The 16,838-nt window shown below is 47.7% G+C and carries 14 protein-coding genes; 4 read left to right on the top strand and 10 right to left on the bottom strand.

The window, feature by feature from the left end:
* Positions 1-84 precede the first annotated feature (84 nt).
* Both pyrC and EST55_RS05480 read right to left on the bottom strand, forming a co-directional pair.
* Positions 85-1,119 (bottom strand): dihydroorotase, encoded by a 1,035-nt coding sequence (gene pyrC / locus EST55_RS05475; RefSeq protein ID WP_100690864.1) that lies wholly within the window; start codon positions 1,117-1,119, stop codon positions 85-87.
* Positions 1,120-1,174: 55 nt separating this feature from the next.
* Complete coding sequence (locus EST55_RS05480; RefSeq protein ID WP_129496765.1) at positions 1,175-1,756, bottom strand: thymidine kinase; 582 nt, start codon at positions 1,754-1,756, stop codon at positions 1,175-1,177.
* A 102-nt stretch (positions 1,757-1,858) separates the two neighbouring features.
* Here EST55_RS05480 and EST55_RS05485 point away from each other — a divergent pair, with 102 nt between their 5' ends.
* Positions 1,859-3,085, top strand: a complete 1,227-nt coding sequence (locus tag EST55_RS05485) for an adenosine deaminase family protein (protein WP_129496766.1) — start codon at positions 1,859-1,861, stop codon at positions 3,083-3,085.
* A gap of 4 nt (positions 3,086-3,089) precedes the next feature.
* On the opposite strand, the gene EST55_RS05490 is transcribed toward EST55_RS05485, so the two are convergent.
* The 3 genes from EST55_RS05490 to EST55_RS05500 form a co-directional block, all read right to left on the bottom strand.
* Entirely contained in the window at positions 3,090-5,078 is a 1,989-nt protein-coding gene (locus EST55_RS05490; protein ID WP_129496767.1) for a GGDEF domain-containing protein, read from the bottom strand.
* 113 nt (positions 5,079-5,191) lie between these two features.
* Complete coding sequence (gene ssb, locus EST55_RS05495) at positions 5,192-5,728, bottom strand: single-stranded DNA-binding protein (RefSeq protein ID WP_088768993.1); 537 nt, start codon at positions 5,726-5,728, stop codon at positions 5,192-5,194.
* A 1-nt stretch (position 5,729) separates the two neighbouring features.
* Positions 5,730-7,109 (bottom strand): MFS transporter, encoded by a 1,380-nt coding sequence (locus EST55_RS05500; RefSeq protein ID WP_129496768.1) that lies wholly within the window; start codon positions 7,107-7,109, stop codon positions 5,730-5,732.
* Between the two features lie 131 nt (positions 7,110-7,240).
* Here EST55_RS05500 and uvrA point away from each other — a divergent pair, with 131 nt between their 5' ends.
* From uvrA to glsA, 3 genes are read left to right on the top strand one after another with little or no spacing between them, the layout of a single operon-like run.
* On the top strand, positions 7,241-10,060 hold the full coding sequence (uvrA, locus tag EST55_RS05505; RefSeq protein WP_129496769.1) for an excinuclease ABC subunit UvrA: 2,820 nt from the start codon (positions 7,241-7,243) through the stop codon (positions 10,058-10,060).
* 11 nt (positions 10,061-10,071) lie between these two features.
* Positions 10,072-10,479, top strand: coding sequence for a thioesterase family protein (locus tag EST55_RS05510; protein WP_129496770.1), 408 nt, complete (start codon positions 10,072-10,074; stop codon positions 10,477-10,479).
* Positions 10,469-11,425 carry a glutaminase A gene (glsA, locus tag EST55_RS05515; RefSeq protein ID WP_129496771.1) on the top strand — a complete coding sequence of 319 codons (957 nt, stop codon included), beginning with the start codon at positions 10,469-10,471 and terminating at the stop codon, positions 11,423-11,425. The genes EST55_RS05510 and glsA overlap by 11 nt, the downstream gene beginning before the upstream one ends.
* A gap of 3 nt (positions 11,426-11,428) precedes the next feature.
* Here the strand turns inward: glsA and EST55_RS05520 are convergent, their stop codons facing one another.
* The 5 genes from EST55_RS05520 to rpsL form a co-directional block, all read right to left on the bottom strand.
* The gene (locus tag EST55_RS05520; protein WP_240665253.1) at positions 11,429-12,214 is read right to left on the bottom strand and encodes an amino acid ABC transporter substrate-binding protein; all 786 of its coding nucleotides are present in this window, start codon (positions 12,212-12,214) and stop codon (positions 11,429-11,431) included.
* A gap of 152 nt (positions 12,215-12,366) precedes the next feature.
* Positions 12,367-13,551, bottom strand: coding sequence for an elongation factor Tu (tuf, locus tag EST55_RS05525; RefSeq protein WP_088769004.1), 1,185 nt, complete (start codon positions 13,549-13,551; stop codon positions 12,367-12,369).
* A 60-nt stretch (positions 13,552-13,611) separates the two neighbouring features.
* Entirely contained in the window at positions 13,612-15,741 is a 2,130-nt protein-coding gene (gene fusA / locus EST55_RS05530) for an elongation factor G (RefSeq protein ID WP_129496772.1), read from the bottom strand.
* Positions 15,742-15,771: 30 nt separating this feature from the next.
* On the bottom strand, positions 15,772-16,242 hold the full coding sequence (rpsG, locus tag EST55_RS05535; protein ID WP_088769007.1) for a 30S ribosomal protein S7: 471 nt from the start codon (positions 16,240-16,242) through the stop codon (positions 15,772-15,774).
* A 76-nt stretch (positions 16,243-16,318) separates the two neighbouring features.
* Complete coding sequence (gene rpsL / locus EST55_RS05540; protein WP_006956845.1) at positions 16,319-16,693, bottom strand: 30S ribosomal protein S12; 375 nt, start codon at positions 16,691-16,693, stop codon at positions 16,319-16,321.
* Positions 16,694-16,838 lie beyond the last annotated feature (145 nt).

Here is a 16,838-nt window from a genome sequence, read left to right on the forward strand (position 1 = left end):
TCGTTGTAAAGCACATTATAAAATGCACTGCACCTACACAAATATAACTAATGTCATAACCCGTTTTTCTAGGGTCTGCCGCTACTAACGCTCTACTTTCCAGTTCAACGTTTCGCCGGCCCAATACGGCACCATAGGCCCATTTGCGGTATCCACCGTTGCCGGCACCTGCCATTGGTCTTTCACTAAAGTCAGTTCACCGGTATTTCTGGGCATACGGTAAAAGTCTGCACCAAAGCCACTCGCGAAATCGGCCAGCTTATCCAGCGCGCCATGCGCATCGAAAAACTCAGCATAGAGTTCAATAGCGGCCGGCGCCGAGTAACAACCAGCGCATCCACAAGCCGTTTCTTTTTTATCCTGAGTATGTGGTGCAGAGTCGGTTCCCAAAAAGAATTTAGGGTTCCCCGATAAGGCGGCTCGTTGCAGCTCCATTTGGTGAGAACGGCGCTTTAAAATAGGCAGGCAATAATTATGTGGACGAACACCGCCCACCAACAAGTCATTGCGGTTCATCAGCAAATGCTGCGGCGTCATCGTTGCAGCAACATAATCAGACGACTCTTCAACAAAGGCGACAGCGTCTGCGGTGGTAATATGTTCCAGTACCAAACGCAATTGGGGAAACTTTTCAGTAATAGGCCGTAAATGGCGGTCAATAAAGACTTTTTCACGATCGAAAATATCCACGTCAGCGTCTGTTACTTCGCCGTGCACCAACAGCGGCACCTCGTGTTGCTGCATGGCTTCTAACACTGGTGCCAGCGCTTCAACCGACTTAACTCCGGCCGCCGAATTGGTTGTTGCCCCGGACGGATACAGTTTAAAGCCAATGATATGCTCGTTTGCAGCCGCTTCGGCAACCAGTTCGGGTGTGGTTTCAGCGGTAAGGTAAAGCGCCATCATAGGCTGAAACGTTTGCCCTTCCGGCAGCTGCTTTAGTATGCGCTCACGATAAGCCATCGCTGCTTCAACGGTTGTTACCGGCGGAACCAGGTTGGGCATAATAACGGCGCGGTTAAACACCACCGCGGAAGCCGGTACGGTGGTTGCTAACATCGCCTCGTCACGCAGGTGCAAGTGCCAGTCATCGGGAGTTGGAATGGTGAAAGTTTGCATAGTCATACGCCACTGAAAAATGATGCCCTATTGTAGCGTATTATTCCGTCGCTTGTTAGCGCAGCTGCATGGCCTCTTTCCAGTGCTTTCGGCAACAAGACACGTAGCGATCATTACCGCCTATGGCTATTTGCTGCCCCATGCGCACGGCATTACCCTGCTCGTCAACTCGTAACGACATCGTGGCTTTGCGCCCGCAATGACAAATGGTCTTCATCTCCACCAGCTTGTCAGCAACCGCCAATAACACCGCACTGCCCGGAAATGCGCTACCAAAAGCGTCGGTCCGGATGCCATAACACATGACTGGAATGTCGTCGGTATCAGTCAGGGTCGTCAATTGCCAAACTTGTTGCTCGGTTAAAAACTGCGCCTCGTCAATCAAGACGCAGTCAATAGCTTTACGTTTGTGTTCCTGTCGAACAAGCTGGGTTAAGTCGCACTTATGCGTAAAAGACAACGCTTTGCGATCGATACCTAAACGCGAGGCTATTTTTCCGTGCCCTGCGCGGTCATCGACCGCCGGCGTCATCAACAGTACATGTTGACCGCGCTCTTCATAATTATGCGCGACTTGCAGTAAGGACGTGCTTTTGCCCGCATTCATGGCGGAGTAGGTGAAATAAAGTGAAGCCATTTCTGTTCTTGTTATTTTTAATAAGCTGTCGGAATTGATGCAGAGATTAGCACGATTTTATGCCAAAATGTGACAAAGCAACGTAATTCAGGAGCTCTTCCCATGCACTACTCCCCCGAATTTATCAAAGCCATTCCCAAGGCCGACTTGCACCTGCACTTAGACGGTAGCTTACGTGCCAGTAGCCTTGTCGATATGGCAAAGCGCTCGGGTATTGAACTTCCCAGCTATACTGAAGAAGGCTTGTTCGAAAAGGTATTTAAGTCGCACTACAACAATTTGGGTGAATATCTCAACGGCTTTCAGTATACCTGCGCGGTGCTGCGTGACCTTGAAAACTTAGAGCAAGCCTCTTATGAATTGGCGGTTGATAATCAGGAAGAAGGCGTTAATTACATAGAGGTTCGGTTTGCACCGCAGCTACTGATGGATCCGAGTAAGGGCGTTACTTTCGATACCATTATGCACGTGGTTAATGACGGCTTGTCGCGCGCCAAGAAAGAGTACAACAATCGCTCGGACGTCAAAAACGGCGATAAGCCTCCGTTTGACTACGGCATTATCAACTGCGCCATGCGCATGTTCGGCAAAAAGGGCTTTTCACCCTATTACACGCAAATATTTCAGTTAATGCGCGACTTTGAACCGATGCAAGTAATTAAGACGGCGGCGATGGATTTAGTGCGCGCCAGCGTTCGCATGCGCAACGAAGAAGGTATGCCCATTGTCGGATTGGATATTGCGGGTCAGGAAATTGGTTACCCCGCCGGAGAATTTAAAGACGTGTACGAATACGCGCACGAAAACTTTTTACTGAAAACCGTGCATGCGGGTGAAGCCTATGGCGCGGAGAGTATTTTTGAAGCTTTAACTAAATGCCATGCAGACCGATTGGGCCACGGGTACTCACTGTTCTCGCCTGAAATGACCGAAGATCCGTCCATCGAGGATCCAAAAGCCTACGGCGAAAGCTTGGCATCTTATATTGCTGACCGGCGCATTGCGGTGGAGGTTTGCCTGACGAGTAACCTGCAGACAAACCCAGCGATTGGCGATATCAAAAACCACAACTTTAAGCACATGCTGGATAACCGCTTAGCCACCATTATATGTACCGACAACCGCTTAGTGTCACGCACTACGGTCAGTAACGAGTACCAATTAGCGCTCGATAATTTCGATATTTCATTGAAGCGTTTAAAAGACATTGTTGCGTACGGCTTTAAAAAGAACTTTTTCCCAGGCCGTTATGTTGAGAAGCGTGAATACGCCAAGCAGAACCTGGCATATTTTGACAAGGTGGTCGAGCAGTTTGGATTAAACGATTAACGGGTTACTCGTCGTTTGATGTTTTCAGTTTCACACCCTGGTGCTTATCGAGCGTTTTAAATCCGTCGTTAAGCACCTGCTCTTCCACTTCTTTTGACGGTATTTCACTAATGCACACCCAACGATTGCGTCCTTGTGATTTACCATAGTACATGGCTGTATCTGCCAATTGCACTAGGATGCGCCACTGTGGTACCTGTTCAACATCGGCTAAGTACGGACAAATAATTCCACCGACGGTACAGGTGACCGGAAGCTCTATACCATTCGTCACTATGAATGGGTGCTGACTCACAGCCAAGTGTATTCGCTGGGCAAGGTTATAAAAATCATCCTCGTCATCGACTTTTGCAACCACTAGAAACTCTTCACCGCCCCAGCGCACAAGCATATCCTGCTCTCTTAGTGCGTGCGTGACGCGACGGGCAAATTCTTTTAACACCTCATCGCCAACGTCATGACCATAGGAGTCATTCAACTTCTTGAAATAATCGATGTCAAACAGATAAACCGCTATGCTTTTATTATCTTCTTCGCGGTTTGCCAAATTCACCGCATCAAGCGCTCTTTGAATGCGACGCTCAAAGTACATTCGGTTGTGCAATCCGGTCAGCGAGTCTCTTTGACTTAATGCTTTAAAACGCTTCGCTTGACGCAACTTCTGACGTATTTGCAGCAAACCAAAAACGACTACAAGTATAAAAATAGCGATAATGGCATACATGAGGTTCGACTGGGTTTCTCGTCGTTCACGCTCGGCTTCTTTTAGAAGCTCTTCTTTTTCAAGTAATTCTTTTTGTAAAGTTGATTCCAGTTGCAAACGGCTCAGCTCCGCATTCGATGCCACCGCGCTACTGCTTTGTTTTAATTGGTCTTGCAGGGTGCTTTTATACAGTTCATAGAAATACGCTTGTCCTTTAGCACGCAGGTCTCCCTGTTCCAGTTCAGACATGCGCTTATAAACGTCGAGCTTTACTTCTAATTGAGTGTCCGAGTGCAGGTTATGACAAGCGGGTATATCACCTCGATTATTCAACTGAAGACTCACCAGCTGCTGATAGCAAGCAAGGTAACGCTCAACCACTGGATTAGAACCTGCTAGTTGAGAAGACTGATCGAGGTAATTTTCTGCAAGTTCCAGCTTTCCTAATTCAACAGCCGCTAACGCTGAAAAAACAAGAGTGGATTTAGCCTGTTCCGACTGCTGTAGATTTACTTTTCCGAACCAGTCGAGAGCGGCTTCATAGTCTCGCTCATGTAATGTGTTAGCAACACCCAGGTTAAAGTGAGTTAAGTCAATGGCGTATTGTGCCTGCTCTGGCGGTAGCTGGTTGTCATCTCTTAGTTCTTTTGTGCGTTTTAAAACCTCTTTATGTAGCTTCAGGCCTTTTTGTCGATACTCTGCATCACCATACATAATGTAAAGCGTTGCCGTGTTTTGCATCACCATGTTTAAAACAGGCCAGTTAACTCGTTGGTCTTCCCCCAACTCTAACGCCCTTTCAAAGGTCTGGAATGCTTGTCTAATATTACCTTTACTCGATTGAAGCCAGCCCAACTCGGAGAGTGTTTCAACCGCAAACTGAACAGCCCCCTGCTCCATCGCGTTCTCATGTAAATTTAAATAGGCTTCAACTCGTTGCTCGTAATTCAAGTCTTCCGCAGATACGCACAAGTGCCGATAATAAAGGTCGAACCCCTGAGGTGTATGCGACTGACAAATTGCATTAGTTAACTTGGGTTCACCATTGAAATAGTACTGATAGGCAAGCTCTCGTTGCAGTCGGTACTCCTCTGCCGCATTAATATCTTCATTAAGTCGCTCGTTAATCCAGTTGACTCTTTCAAGGTAGCTCAGCGTATCGAACTTTGGGGGAAACGGCGGTAGCTTTTCCAGCTCTTCTATAGAAATGGTATTATCTTCAGCAATGACGATAGGCGCCAACGCGAGTGATATAAATAAGGTAAACAGAAATTGTATTATCAGTTTCATACTGACAAATTTAGAGTGAAAACAGCGCGCTGACAAGTAAAGTCTAACGTCTTAATAACACAAAAGGCCCCTTCAGGAGCCTTTTTAACTTAACACTACTAACTTTATGCCATTCAGAAGGGAATATCGTCGTCAAAATCCGTATCAGGTGAAAACGGTGCTGGTTCAGCAGGCTTCTGCTGAGGCTGTTGGCTCTGTTGAGACGGTTGTGGTGCCGGGCGTTGTTGCTGACCGCCGTACCCACCTTGTTGTCCGCCACCATAACCCTGGCCTTGAGGAGGTCCGCCCTGCGGGCCACCTTGAGGACCACCACGAGAATCAAGCATCTGCATTTCGTTGATAACGATTTCAGTCGTGTAACGCTCTACGTTATCCTGACCGGTCCATTTGCGTGTTTGCAAACGTCCTTCGACATACACTTTAGAGCCTTTTTTCAGGTATTCACCCGCAATTTCCGCCAGACGACGATACGCCACACAACGGTGCCATTCAGTTTGCTCGCGCGGCTCTCCGGTTTGCTTGTCTTTCCAGGTTTCACTGGTCGCAATAGATAGGTTGGCTATCGCTGTGCTGTTCTGGGTATAACGCACTTCCGGGTCCGCACCCAGGTTACCAATTAGAATTACTTTATTCACACCGCGGCTGGCCATTTTACTCTCCTGTTCTTAATGCACCGAGCAGTTCATTCACTGCTTTTTCATCGTACGCTTTTTTATCGACTTTTAAATACGTTGCCTGATCGTCTTCGACCCAGCGCGCCTCTTTTACACCAGCAACGGTTAGTAACTGCTCACTTAGGCTTACGGCTTTGTCTTTCGTAAGGTTTGGCGTTGATACTGACAAGCTGGTAACACTGTCTGGGTTCTTCATTATGAAGCTGATAACCAACCAACATAGTAGCAAGATCAAACAGAATATCACAATGCCCGATGTCTGATAGTTTTGTAAGACCCAACCGCCTGCAACACCGCCGACAAATGCGCCTAAAAACTGGCTGGTTGAATAGATGCCACTCGCACTGCCTTTACTCCCGGCAGGCGCTATACGTGTTAGTAGCGACGGCAAGCTGGCTTCAATAAAGTTAAAGCCAGTGAAGAAAACCACCAACGCCGCGACCAGCCAAACTGCTGATTCACCAGCATAAAACACCGCAGCCAATGACAAAATTAAAATAGCGATAGACGCACGCAACCATTGGACTGAACTGTTATTGCGCGAACTTCGAATAATCATTGGCACCATCAATGCAACTGACGCGGCCAGTGTCGGCAAATAAAACCAAGCGTGTGTTTGACTCTCAAACCCCGCACTTTGCAGTTGAGTGGGAATCGTCACAAACCAGGCCGTTAAAATGGCGTGCAGTACAAAAATACCGGTATTCAGGCACCAAAGCTGTTTATGCTTTAAGAGCTTTTTCAGCTCGGAAGCCACCGGCAGAGACTCCCGTTTCGCTGAGGTCGTTACCACTTGAGGCACACTCATAACCAGCACAACAATACCCAACACTCCGGTTGCAGCCGTAAACCAGAAAAGCCCTGACAAACCAATAACACCGCCAAGCAACGGTCCGACAACCAACGAGACGGCAAACGCCAAGCCAATACACATACCAATAATAGCCATGACTTTCGGTCGTTGCTCGTCACGCGATAAGTCCGCCGCCAACGCCAAAATAGCAGCAGCTATCGCGCCAACGCCTTGCAGCGCACGACCGACACTCACCATCACCAAACTATCGGCTAATGCTGCAACAATACTACCCAGCACGAACACCACTAAGCCACCGATAATAATGGGCTTTCGACCAATACGGTCGGACGCCATACCTAATGGAATTTGCAGCAACGCTTGGGTCAGACCATAAGCACCTAATGCAATACCAACCAGCAATGGTGAATAATCCGGATAGGCTTGTGCGTAAACCGCCAATACCGGCATGATCAAAAACAGCCCTAACATCCGTATACCAAATACGGACGCCAGCGAGAATGCGGCTTTACGTTCGGTCTTATTTAATGAGTGTTGCGTCATGTTACTGCGTTTGCGCTAGTATCAGAATGAATCATGCGGATATTGTACCAGAAGGCACACACTGTGCGATAATGGCGTTTTGTCGTCGACTTCCTACAAGTTGAAGATTTGCTGAAAAACAGACGGGAATTATGGAAAACATTGAAGTACGCGGTGCGCGCACGCACAACCTGAAAAATTTCAATCTGACGATACCCCGTGACAAACTTATTGTCATCACCGGCTTATCCGGCTCTGGTAAGTCGTCGTTAGCTTTCGATACACTCTATGCAGAGGGTCAGCGCCGTTACGTCGAGTCATTGTCGGCCTACGCGCGCCAGTTCTTATCGCTGATGGAAAAACCCGATGTAGATAGTATTGAAGGTCTGTCTCCTGCTATTTCCATCGAGCAAAAGTCGACGTCGCATAACCCACGTTCAACTGTGGGTACTATTACTGAAATTTATGACTATTTGCGCTTAATGTACGCACGCGTTGGTGAGCCACGTTGTCCAACGCATGACGTGGCACTGGCTGCACAAACGGTCTCGCAAATGGTCGACAAAGTGCTTGATGCGCCAGAAGGCGAGAAGCGCATGTTATTAGCGCCCATTATTCAAAACCGCAAAGGCGAGCATTTAAAAGTTCTAGAAAACCTCGCTTTACAGGGCTTTATTCGCGCACGTATCGACGGTGAAATTTGCGACTTAAGTGATCCTCCGCCATTAGAACTGCAGAAAAAGCACACCATTGAAGTGGTTGTAGACCGTTTTAAAGTTCGCGAAGGTTTAGAGCAACGCTTAGCCGAGTCTTTTGAAACCGCTTTAGAGTTAAGTGGTGGTACGGCGCTGGTTGCTCCTATGGAAGGCGACGGAGACACCTTAGTGTTCTCGGCGAACTTCGCCTGTCCGCATTGTGGATACAGTATGCAGGAGTTGGAGCCTCGCCTGTTCTCATTCAATAACCCAGCGGGGGCTTGTACCACGTGCGACGGTTTAGGCGTTGAGCAGTTTTTTGACCCGAAAAAGGTCATCGTTAACGACGAGATTTCCTTAACCGGTGGGGCTATTCGTGGCTGGGACAAACGTAACTTTTATTACTACCAAATGCTGCAGTCACTGGCGAAGCATTATGGATTTAAGCTGTCTGAGCCCTTTAAAGACTTACCGGAAGATATTCGGAATATCATTCTGTTCGGCAGCGGAAAAGAAGAGATAAAATTTACTTATATGAATGACCGCGGCGATAAAGTCGTCCGCGAACATGCTTTCGAAGGCATTATTCCAAACATGCAGCGCCGCTATCGCGAAACTGAATCTCAAGCAGTTCGCGAAGAGTTGTCGAAGTACGTTGCAACACAACCTTGTAAAAGTTGTCATGGTACTCGCCTGCGCACCGAAGCACGCCACGTATTCATTAACAATGTCACCTTACCGGAAGTTGTCGAACAGTCTATTGGCGACGCCATGGCTTTCTTCCAGCAATTAGACTTGGAAGGTCAGCGTGCTCAGATAGCCGAAAAAATACTGAAAGAAATTAACGACCGACTGCGTTTTTTGGTGAACGTGGGCCTTAACTATTTGAGCTTGTCTCGCAGTGCGGAAACCTTGTCCGGCGGCGAAGCTCAGCGAATTCGCCTGGCCAGCCAAATTGGTGCCGGCTTAGTCGGTGTTATGTACGTTCTTGATGAACCCAGTATTGGTTTACACCAGCGTGACAACGAACGCTTGTTAAATACCCTGACGCACCTGAGAGACTTAGGTAACACGGTTATTGTCGTAGAACACGATGAAGACGCAATTCGTCAGTCTGATCATGTCATTGACATAGGTCCGGGTGCCGGTGTTCATGGTGGTGAGATTATCGCTCAGGGCAACGTTGACGATATCATTGAAAGTAAGGACTCGCTAACCGGGGATTACCTGTCTGGTCGTAAAGTGATTGATGTGCCTGCAGAGCGACATAAAGCCGATGACCGTCAGCTCGTCATAAAGGGTGCTAGTGGTAATAACCTTAAAAATGTCACTATGAAATTGCCGCTGGGCGTTATGACGTGTGTGACTGGGGTCTCAGGCTCAGGTAAATCAACATTGGTCAATGACACCTTATTTAAAATTGCGCACCGGGAGCTCAATGGCGCAACAGCCGATGTTCCGTCACCTTATGAAAGCGTCGACGGTTTCCAGTATTTGGATAAGGTTGTTGATATCGACCAAAGCCCGATTGGCCGAACGCCACGGTCAAACCCGGCAACGTATACCGGCATATTCACGCCTATTCGCGAGCTTTTCGCTGGTGTTCCTGAAGCACGAGCGCGTGGCTATAAACCTGGCCGCTTTAGCTTTAACGTGCGCGGTGGCCGCTGTGAAGCATGTCAGGGTGATGGCGTTATTAAAGTTGAAATGCACTTCCTGCCAGATGTCTATGTGCCTTGTGATATTTGTAAGGGCAAACGTTACAACCGTGAGACGCTGGAAATTCAGTACAAAGGCAAAAACATTCATGAAGTGCTGGAAATGACGATTGAAGACGCACGTGAGTTCTTCGACCCAATTCCAGCCATTGCACGTAAGCTGCAAACACTCATGGATGTCGGGTTATCCTACGTTCGCTTAGGCCAATCAGCAACCACGCTCTCAGGTGGCGAGGCACAGCGTGTTAAGCTGTCGCGCGAGCTGTCCAAGCGCGACACCGGTAAGACACTGTATATTTTGGACGAACCAACGACGGGTTTGCATTTCCACGACATAAAACAGTTACTGGCCGTCATTCATCGCCTGCGCGATCATGGCAATACCGTGGTTGTTATTGAGCATAACTTAGATGTTATTAAGACAGCCGATTGGATTATTGATCTTGGTCCTGAAGGCGGTTCCGGCGGCGGCGAGATACTCTGCGAGGGTACACCGGAAGCCATTTGTGAGAACAAACAATCGCATACGGCCCGTTTCTTAAAGCCGATGCTAAAATAAAAGGAAGCAGTATGTTATCGGAAGACTTTAAAGTTCGATTTTATGAAACTGACGCGCTAGGTCACGTAAACAACACGGTCATACCCGGCTGGATTGAGACTGGCCGACTGCCAATATTCGAATTTTTCGGTGAAATGTCGCCGGAAACTCAAAGCCTAATTGTTGCGCGACTGGAGGTGGACTATTTGTTTCCCATTTACTTTGGTAGCCCAGTTACGGTAAATACTTACGTCACCAGAATGGGGGGTAGCTCATTTGATATTACCACCGAAGTTTGGCAAAAAGACAAGCAGTGCGCTAAAGGTAAGTCAGTGTTAGTTTATTTCGATTATCAGAAGGAGTGTTCAGTGAAGCTACCTCAAGATATACGAGAAAGGCTCGCAACAATAACGCATCGGGAGCACCCTCTTGACGCGTGATATTGTCAGCGGCGGGCAGCACATACATGCGCCTGACGACTTAACCCGCCTGTTACAGGACATTTACGAGCAGGCGATGACAATAAAAACCGGCAAGGTGGCGGATTATATTCCCGCCCTTGCTGCGGTTGACCCTGAGCAGTGCGCACTGACACTGACAACACTTGATGGCGAAACTTTCACTGTTGGCGATACCCAAACCCAATTTTCTATTCAATCCGTTTCAAAAATTTTCGGTCTTATGCTGGCCATGGAGCGACTTGGAGATGAATTATGGCATCGTGTGAAAATGGAGCCTTCGGGTCAGGCTTTTAATTCAATTGTGCAGCTTGAATGGGAAAAAGGTATACCTCGTAACCCGATGATTAACGCTGGTGCTATTTTGATCAGCGATGTCCTTGTTAGCCATTACTCGGCAAGTAAAAATGCTGTTCTAAGCTTGGTACGCAGTCTTTGTGGCAATGAAGCCGTGTACGCTGACCATGAAGTACATGAATCAGAGAAAGATCACGGACACCGCAACGCGGCATTAGCCCACTTGATGAAAAGCTTCGGCAACATCGATTCTGACGTTGAAGAGTTGCTCGATCACTACTTCTGGCAGTGCGCGCTTTCTATGTCGTGCGAAAACTTGGCTCGGTCGTTTACGTTTTTGGCAAATGACGGGGTTTGCCCGTTCTCGAAAAAACAAATTATGTCCAAACGTGATTCACAGCGCATTAATGCACTTCTTTCCACCAGTGGTATGTATGACCAAAGCGGCGAGTTCGCGTTTACCGTTGGCGTACCGGCGAAAAGCGGAGTCGGTGGTGGCATTGTTGCTGTAGTACCGGATTTCGGCGTAATCTCTGCCTGGAGCCCTCGTTTAAACGAGTTTGGAAACAGTGCTCGCGGGATGTTTATGGTACGGGAAGTTGCCAACAAACTGGGCTTAAGTGTTTATTAGTTGCTAGCGAATTGTCGACGGCCGATATAGCTGGAATCGTTCCATATTAAAGCGTCGGAAAAGCCGATCAATTTCACCCTTTCGGCCTAATTCACTCAACATCCGCTGTAACGTTGATGCTTCAATTTTTTTAGAAGGCCCAACCAGTAAGTGAAGTTCGTACTGAAAGTCGGTACTCTCGGCCAGCAATAAGTTTTCCACTTTAATTTGCTGAGAACCGTCCAACGCTGCCAATAACTCGTCGTTAACCGTGGTTAGGTCAACTCGACCACCTAAAACCATTCGAATATTCGTTATTCTGGAGTCGGCGAGGTAAACCGTATACTCTTGTTTGAGCTCGTCAGATGCTTTCAGTTCTCCGGCAATTAAATAATGATAACCTTTAACGCCAGCAAACCGTTTGCCTTCATAACTGCTAAAGAATGATTGTGTTCTACCAGCTTTCTTAGCTGCTACCAACCGCTCCTCTCCACGAACTAATGGGAAAGTTGCTTCAATTTCTACGTCATGATTTCGCCAGCCCCAGCTCGGCGACTCAAAAAATATAACATCGCAGCAACCACCGGCGCTTAGCGCTTCATAACGCCCAGATGGGGGTATCACCTCTATGATGAATTCATAATTGTCCTGATGCTCATTAAGGCGCCTAACCAGCTCTCGGGTTAAATCGGTTTCCAGAATGTCGGAAAAATAGGGCGGGTAGTCGTAAGCCGCAACATAGACCTTTGTCTGTGCTGCTAAAACACCACTGTAGAATAATGCTGCGAAAAGCAGTAAAAAACGACTCAAAAGCCCCACACTTTACGGTTTTTAATAACGATCATGACATTTCATCTTTCACTTTTGAGGCTTGAATGTCAAGAACTGTAAAGACGAGCCGTTCAACAGCCATAAAAAAGCCCGGCATAAAGCCGGGCTCTGTATACGATACTGAAACCGTATTAGTCGATGATCTTAGATACAACACCTGCACCTACAGTACGACCACCTTCACGGATTGCAAAACGCAAACCTTCATCCATTGCGATTGGAGCAATCAGCTCTACAACGAACTTCAGGTTGTCGCCTGGCATAACCATTTCTACGCCTTCCGGCAATTCTACTGCGCCCGTTACGTCAGTTGTACGGAAGTAGAACTGTGGACGATAGCCTTTGAAGAATGGCGTGTGACGGCCACCTTCGTCTTTGCTCAGTACGTAAACTTCCGCTTCGAACTTAGTATGCGGAGTAATTGTACCTGGCTTCGCCAATACCTGGCCACGCTCAACTTCGTCACGCTTAGTACCACGCAACAAGGCGCCGATGTTCTCACCTGCACGACCTTCGTCAAGCAGCTTACGGAACATTTCAACACCTGTAACAGTGGTTTTTTGCGTTTCTTTCATACCAACGATTTCACACTCGTCGCCAGTGTTGACGATACCGCGCTCGACACGACCGGTAACAACTGTACCACGACCTGAAATCGAGAATACGTCTTCGATTGGCATGATGAATGGCTTATCGATGTCACGCTCTGGCTCTGGGATGTAGTTGTCAAGCGCGTCTGCTAGCTCAACAATTTTCTTCGCCCACTCTTCGTCGCCTTCCAGCGCTTTCAGTGCTGAGCCCTGGATTACTGGCAGGTCGTCGCCCGGGAAGTCATACTCTGACAACAACTCACGAACTTCCATTTCTACCAGCTCTAACAGCTCTTCATCGTCAACCATGTCACATTTGTTCATGAAGACAACGATGTAAGGAACGCCAACCTGACGTGACAACAGGATGTGCTCACGAGTCTGTGGCATTGGACCGTCAGTTGCCGCTACAACAAGGATTGCGCCGTCCATCTGTGCAGCACCGGTGATCATGTTTTTGACATAGTCAGCGTGCCCTGGGCAGTCTACGTGCGCGTAGTGGCGAGTTGGTGTGTCATATTCAACGTGTGACGTTGAAATAGTGATACCACGCTCTTTCTCTTCTGGCGCGTTATCGATGGCTGCGAAGTCTTTCGCCGCACCACCATAAACTTTTGCCAAAACAGTTGTGATAGCAGCAGTTAGTGTAGTTTTACCGTGGTCAACGTGACCAATGGTGCCGACGTTTACGTGCGGCTTCGAACGTTCAAATTTTTCTTTAGACATGATATATCCTCAAATTTAAGTTGAAAGCCCGGTCCTGTGTAAGACCGGACCAGACCTTACTTAATCTTTAGTGTTACGCTCAGCCATCACTTTTTCAGCGATGTTGTTTGGTGCTTCACCATACTTCAGGAACTCCATCGAGTAAGATGCACGACCCTGAGTTTGTGAACGCAAGTCAGTTGCGTAACCGAACATTTCAGACAGTGGAACAACCGCGTTGACGGCTTTCATACCACCTGGCGCTTCGTCCATACCTTCGATGAGGCCACGACGACGGTTTAAGTCACCAACAACGTCACCCATAGACTCTTCTGGAGTAATTACTTCCACCTTCATTAGTGGCTCAAGAAGTACTGGGTCCGCCTGCATTGCGCCTTTTTTGAAGGCCATGCTACCAGCGATTTTAAACGCCATTTCTGACGAGTCAACGTCGTGATAAGAGCCGTCATACAGAGTCGCTTTAACGCCCAATACCGGGTAACCCGCTAACACGCCCTGCTCCATTTGCTCTTTTACACCGCGGTCAACTGCCGGGATGTATTCTTTCGGTACCACACCACCAACGATTTCGTTAACGAATTCGTAAGTGATATCATCGCCATTTTCGTCTTCTTCGATAGCCATTGGCTCAAGTTTCAGCCATACATGACCAAACTGACCACGACCACCCGATTGACGTACGAATTTACCTTCGACTTCAACCGCTTTACGAATGGCTTCACGGTATGCAACCTGAGGCTGACCAACGTTACATTCAACTTTGAACTCACGTTTCATACGGTCAACGATGATATCCAAGTGAAGCTCGCCCATACCTGAGATGATGGTTTGGCCGGATTCTTCGTCCGTTTTAACACGGAACGACGGATCTTCTGCTGCCAACTTACCTAAAGCAATACCCATTTTTTCTTGGTCAGCTTTAGTTTTTGGTTCAACAGCAACCGAGATTACCGGCTCTGGGAATTCCATACGCTCAAGAATGATCTTGTTGTTTGGATCACACAAAGTGTCACCAGTAGTCACGTCTTTAAGACCGATAAGTGCAGCAATGTCACCAGCACGAACTTCTTTAATTTCCTGACGGTCATTTGCGTGCATCTGTACCATACGGCCGATACGTTCTTTCTTGTTCTTAACAGGGTTGACGACACCGTCACCTTGGTTAAGCACACCTGAGTATACGCGAACGAAGGTTAAGGTACCAACGAATGGGTCGGTTGCGATTTTAAACGCCAAAGCTGAGAAAGGTTCTTTGTCGTCTGACTTACGAACACCTTCAGTTTCATCGTCATCCAAAATACCAGTGATAGGCTTAACTTCGGTTGGTGACGGTAAGAACTCGATTACCGCATCCAGCATTGCCTGAACACCTTTGTTTTTGAAGGCTGAACCACACTGAACTAAAACAACTTCATTTGCCAAAGTCGCTTTACGAAGACCGCGTTTGATCTCTTCTTCAGTTAACTCACCTTCTTCCAGGTATTTTTCCATAAGCTCTTCGTCAGCTTCGGCCGCAGCTTCGACTAACTCAGTACGCAGTTCTTCGGCTTGATCTTGAAGGTCAGCAGGGACGTCTTCATAGGTAAATGTCATACCCATGTCGTCTTCGCTCCAGTTGATCGCTTTCATCTTGATCAAGTCAACGACGCCTTTAAACTCGTCTTCCGCACCGATTGGAATCTGAATCGGAACCGCGTTCGCATTCAAACGAGTTTTCATTTGGCCGACTACTGACATAAAGTCAGCACCAGCACGGTCCATTTTGTTGACGAATACCATGCGTGGTACTTCGTATTTGTTCGCCTGACGCCAAACCGTTTCGGTTTGAGGCTGAACACCTGAAGACGCACACAAAACAACGATAGCACCATCAAGAACACGCAAAGAACGTTCAACTTCGATAGTGAAGTCAACGTGTCCCGGAGTATCGATGATGTTGATACGGTGTTGAGGGAATTGGCGATCCATACCTTCCCAGAAGCTTGTTACCGCTGCTGAGGTGATAGTGATACCACGTTCCTGCTCTTGCTCCATCCAGTCAGTTGTAGACGCACCATCGTGAGTCTCACCGATTTTGTGACTACGACCCGTGTAATAAAGTACACGCTCTGTGGTCGTCGTTTTACCGGCGTCTACGTGAGCACAGATACCGATATTACGATAGCGCTCAATTGATGTTTCTCGAGCCACAATAAACTCCTTTCTAGGTTAACTGTGAATTTACCAGCGATAGTGAGCAAACGCTTTGTTTGCTTCAGCCATGCGGTGAACGTCTTCACGTTTCTTCACAGCTGACCCTTTGTTTTCTGATGCATCTAGCATTTCAGCTGCCAGACGCTGCGACATTGATTTTTCACCACGGGTGCGCGCTGCATCAACTAACCAGCGCATAGCCAGTGCGTTACGACGTACCGGACGAACTTCAACTGGAACTTGGTAGGTAGAACCACCAACGCGACGAGATTTAACCTCGACGGTAGGACGCACATTTTCTAGTGCATCATCAAAAACGTCCAGATGATCTTTACCTGACTTCTCTGCCAGGATGTCCAGTGCACCGTAGATAATCTTTTCAGCGACTGCTTTTTTGCCGTCAACCATGACGACATTAATAAATTTAGCCAACAACTCTGATCCGAACTTAGGATCCGGCAGGATTTTACGTTGACCTATGACGCGTCTTCTTGGCATCTCAATATTCTCCGATTAATTCAGGGTATTACCCAAAACTTATGAATTACAGTTTGGCCTTACTAACGGAGAACCGTTAAGACTTAGGCCGTTTCGCGCCGTACTTAGAACGGCCTTGTTTACGATCGTTAACACCTGAACAGTCAAGTGCACCACGAACGGTATGATAACGAACACCTGGTAAGTCTTTTACACGACCGCCACGGATCAGTACGACTGAGTGTTCTTGTAAATTATGTCCCTCACCGCCGATGTACGAAGACACTTCGTAACCGTTGGTTAAACGAACACGGCAAACTTTACGCATTGCAGAGTTCGGTTTCTTAGGGGTTGTGGTGTAAACACGGGTACATACTCCGCGTTTTTGAGGGCACGCTTCAAGAGCCGGAACGTTGCTCTTCACAACGGGCTTTTGACGGCCTTTACGCACCAGCTGATTAACTGTTGCCATTCATTACTCCTAGTTTAGTTGATGTCGCTTTTTAGCGCGCACAATGTGCGTGAAAAATCGCTTTTTTCCGACCTTACAAAGCCGGATCCCGAAAATCGGGAGCCGAAATTCTAATGGTCATATTTTCACCTGTCAAGGTTATAAA

This window comes from Idiomarina sp. 29L (genome assembly GCF_004123135.1).
Taxonomy (GTDB): Bacteria; Pseudomonadota; Gammaproteobacteria; order Enterobacterales; family Alteromonadaceae; genus Idiomarina.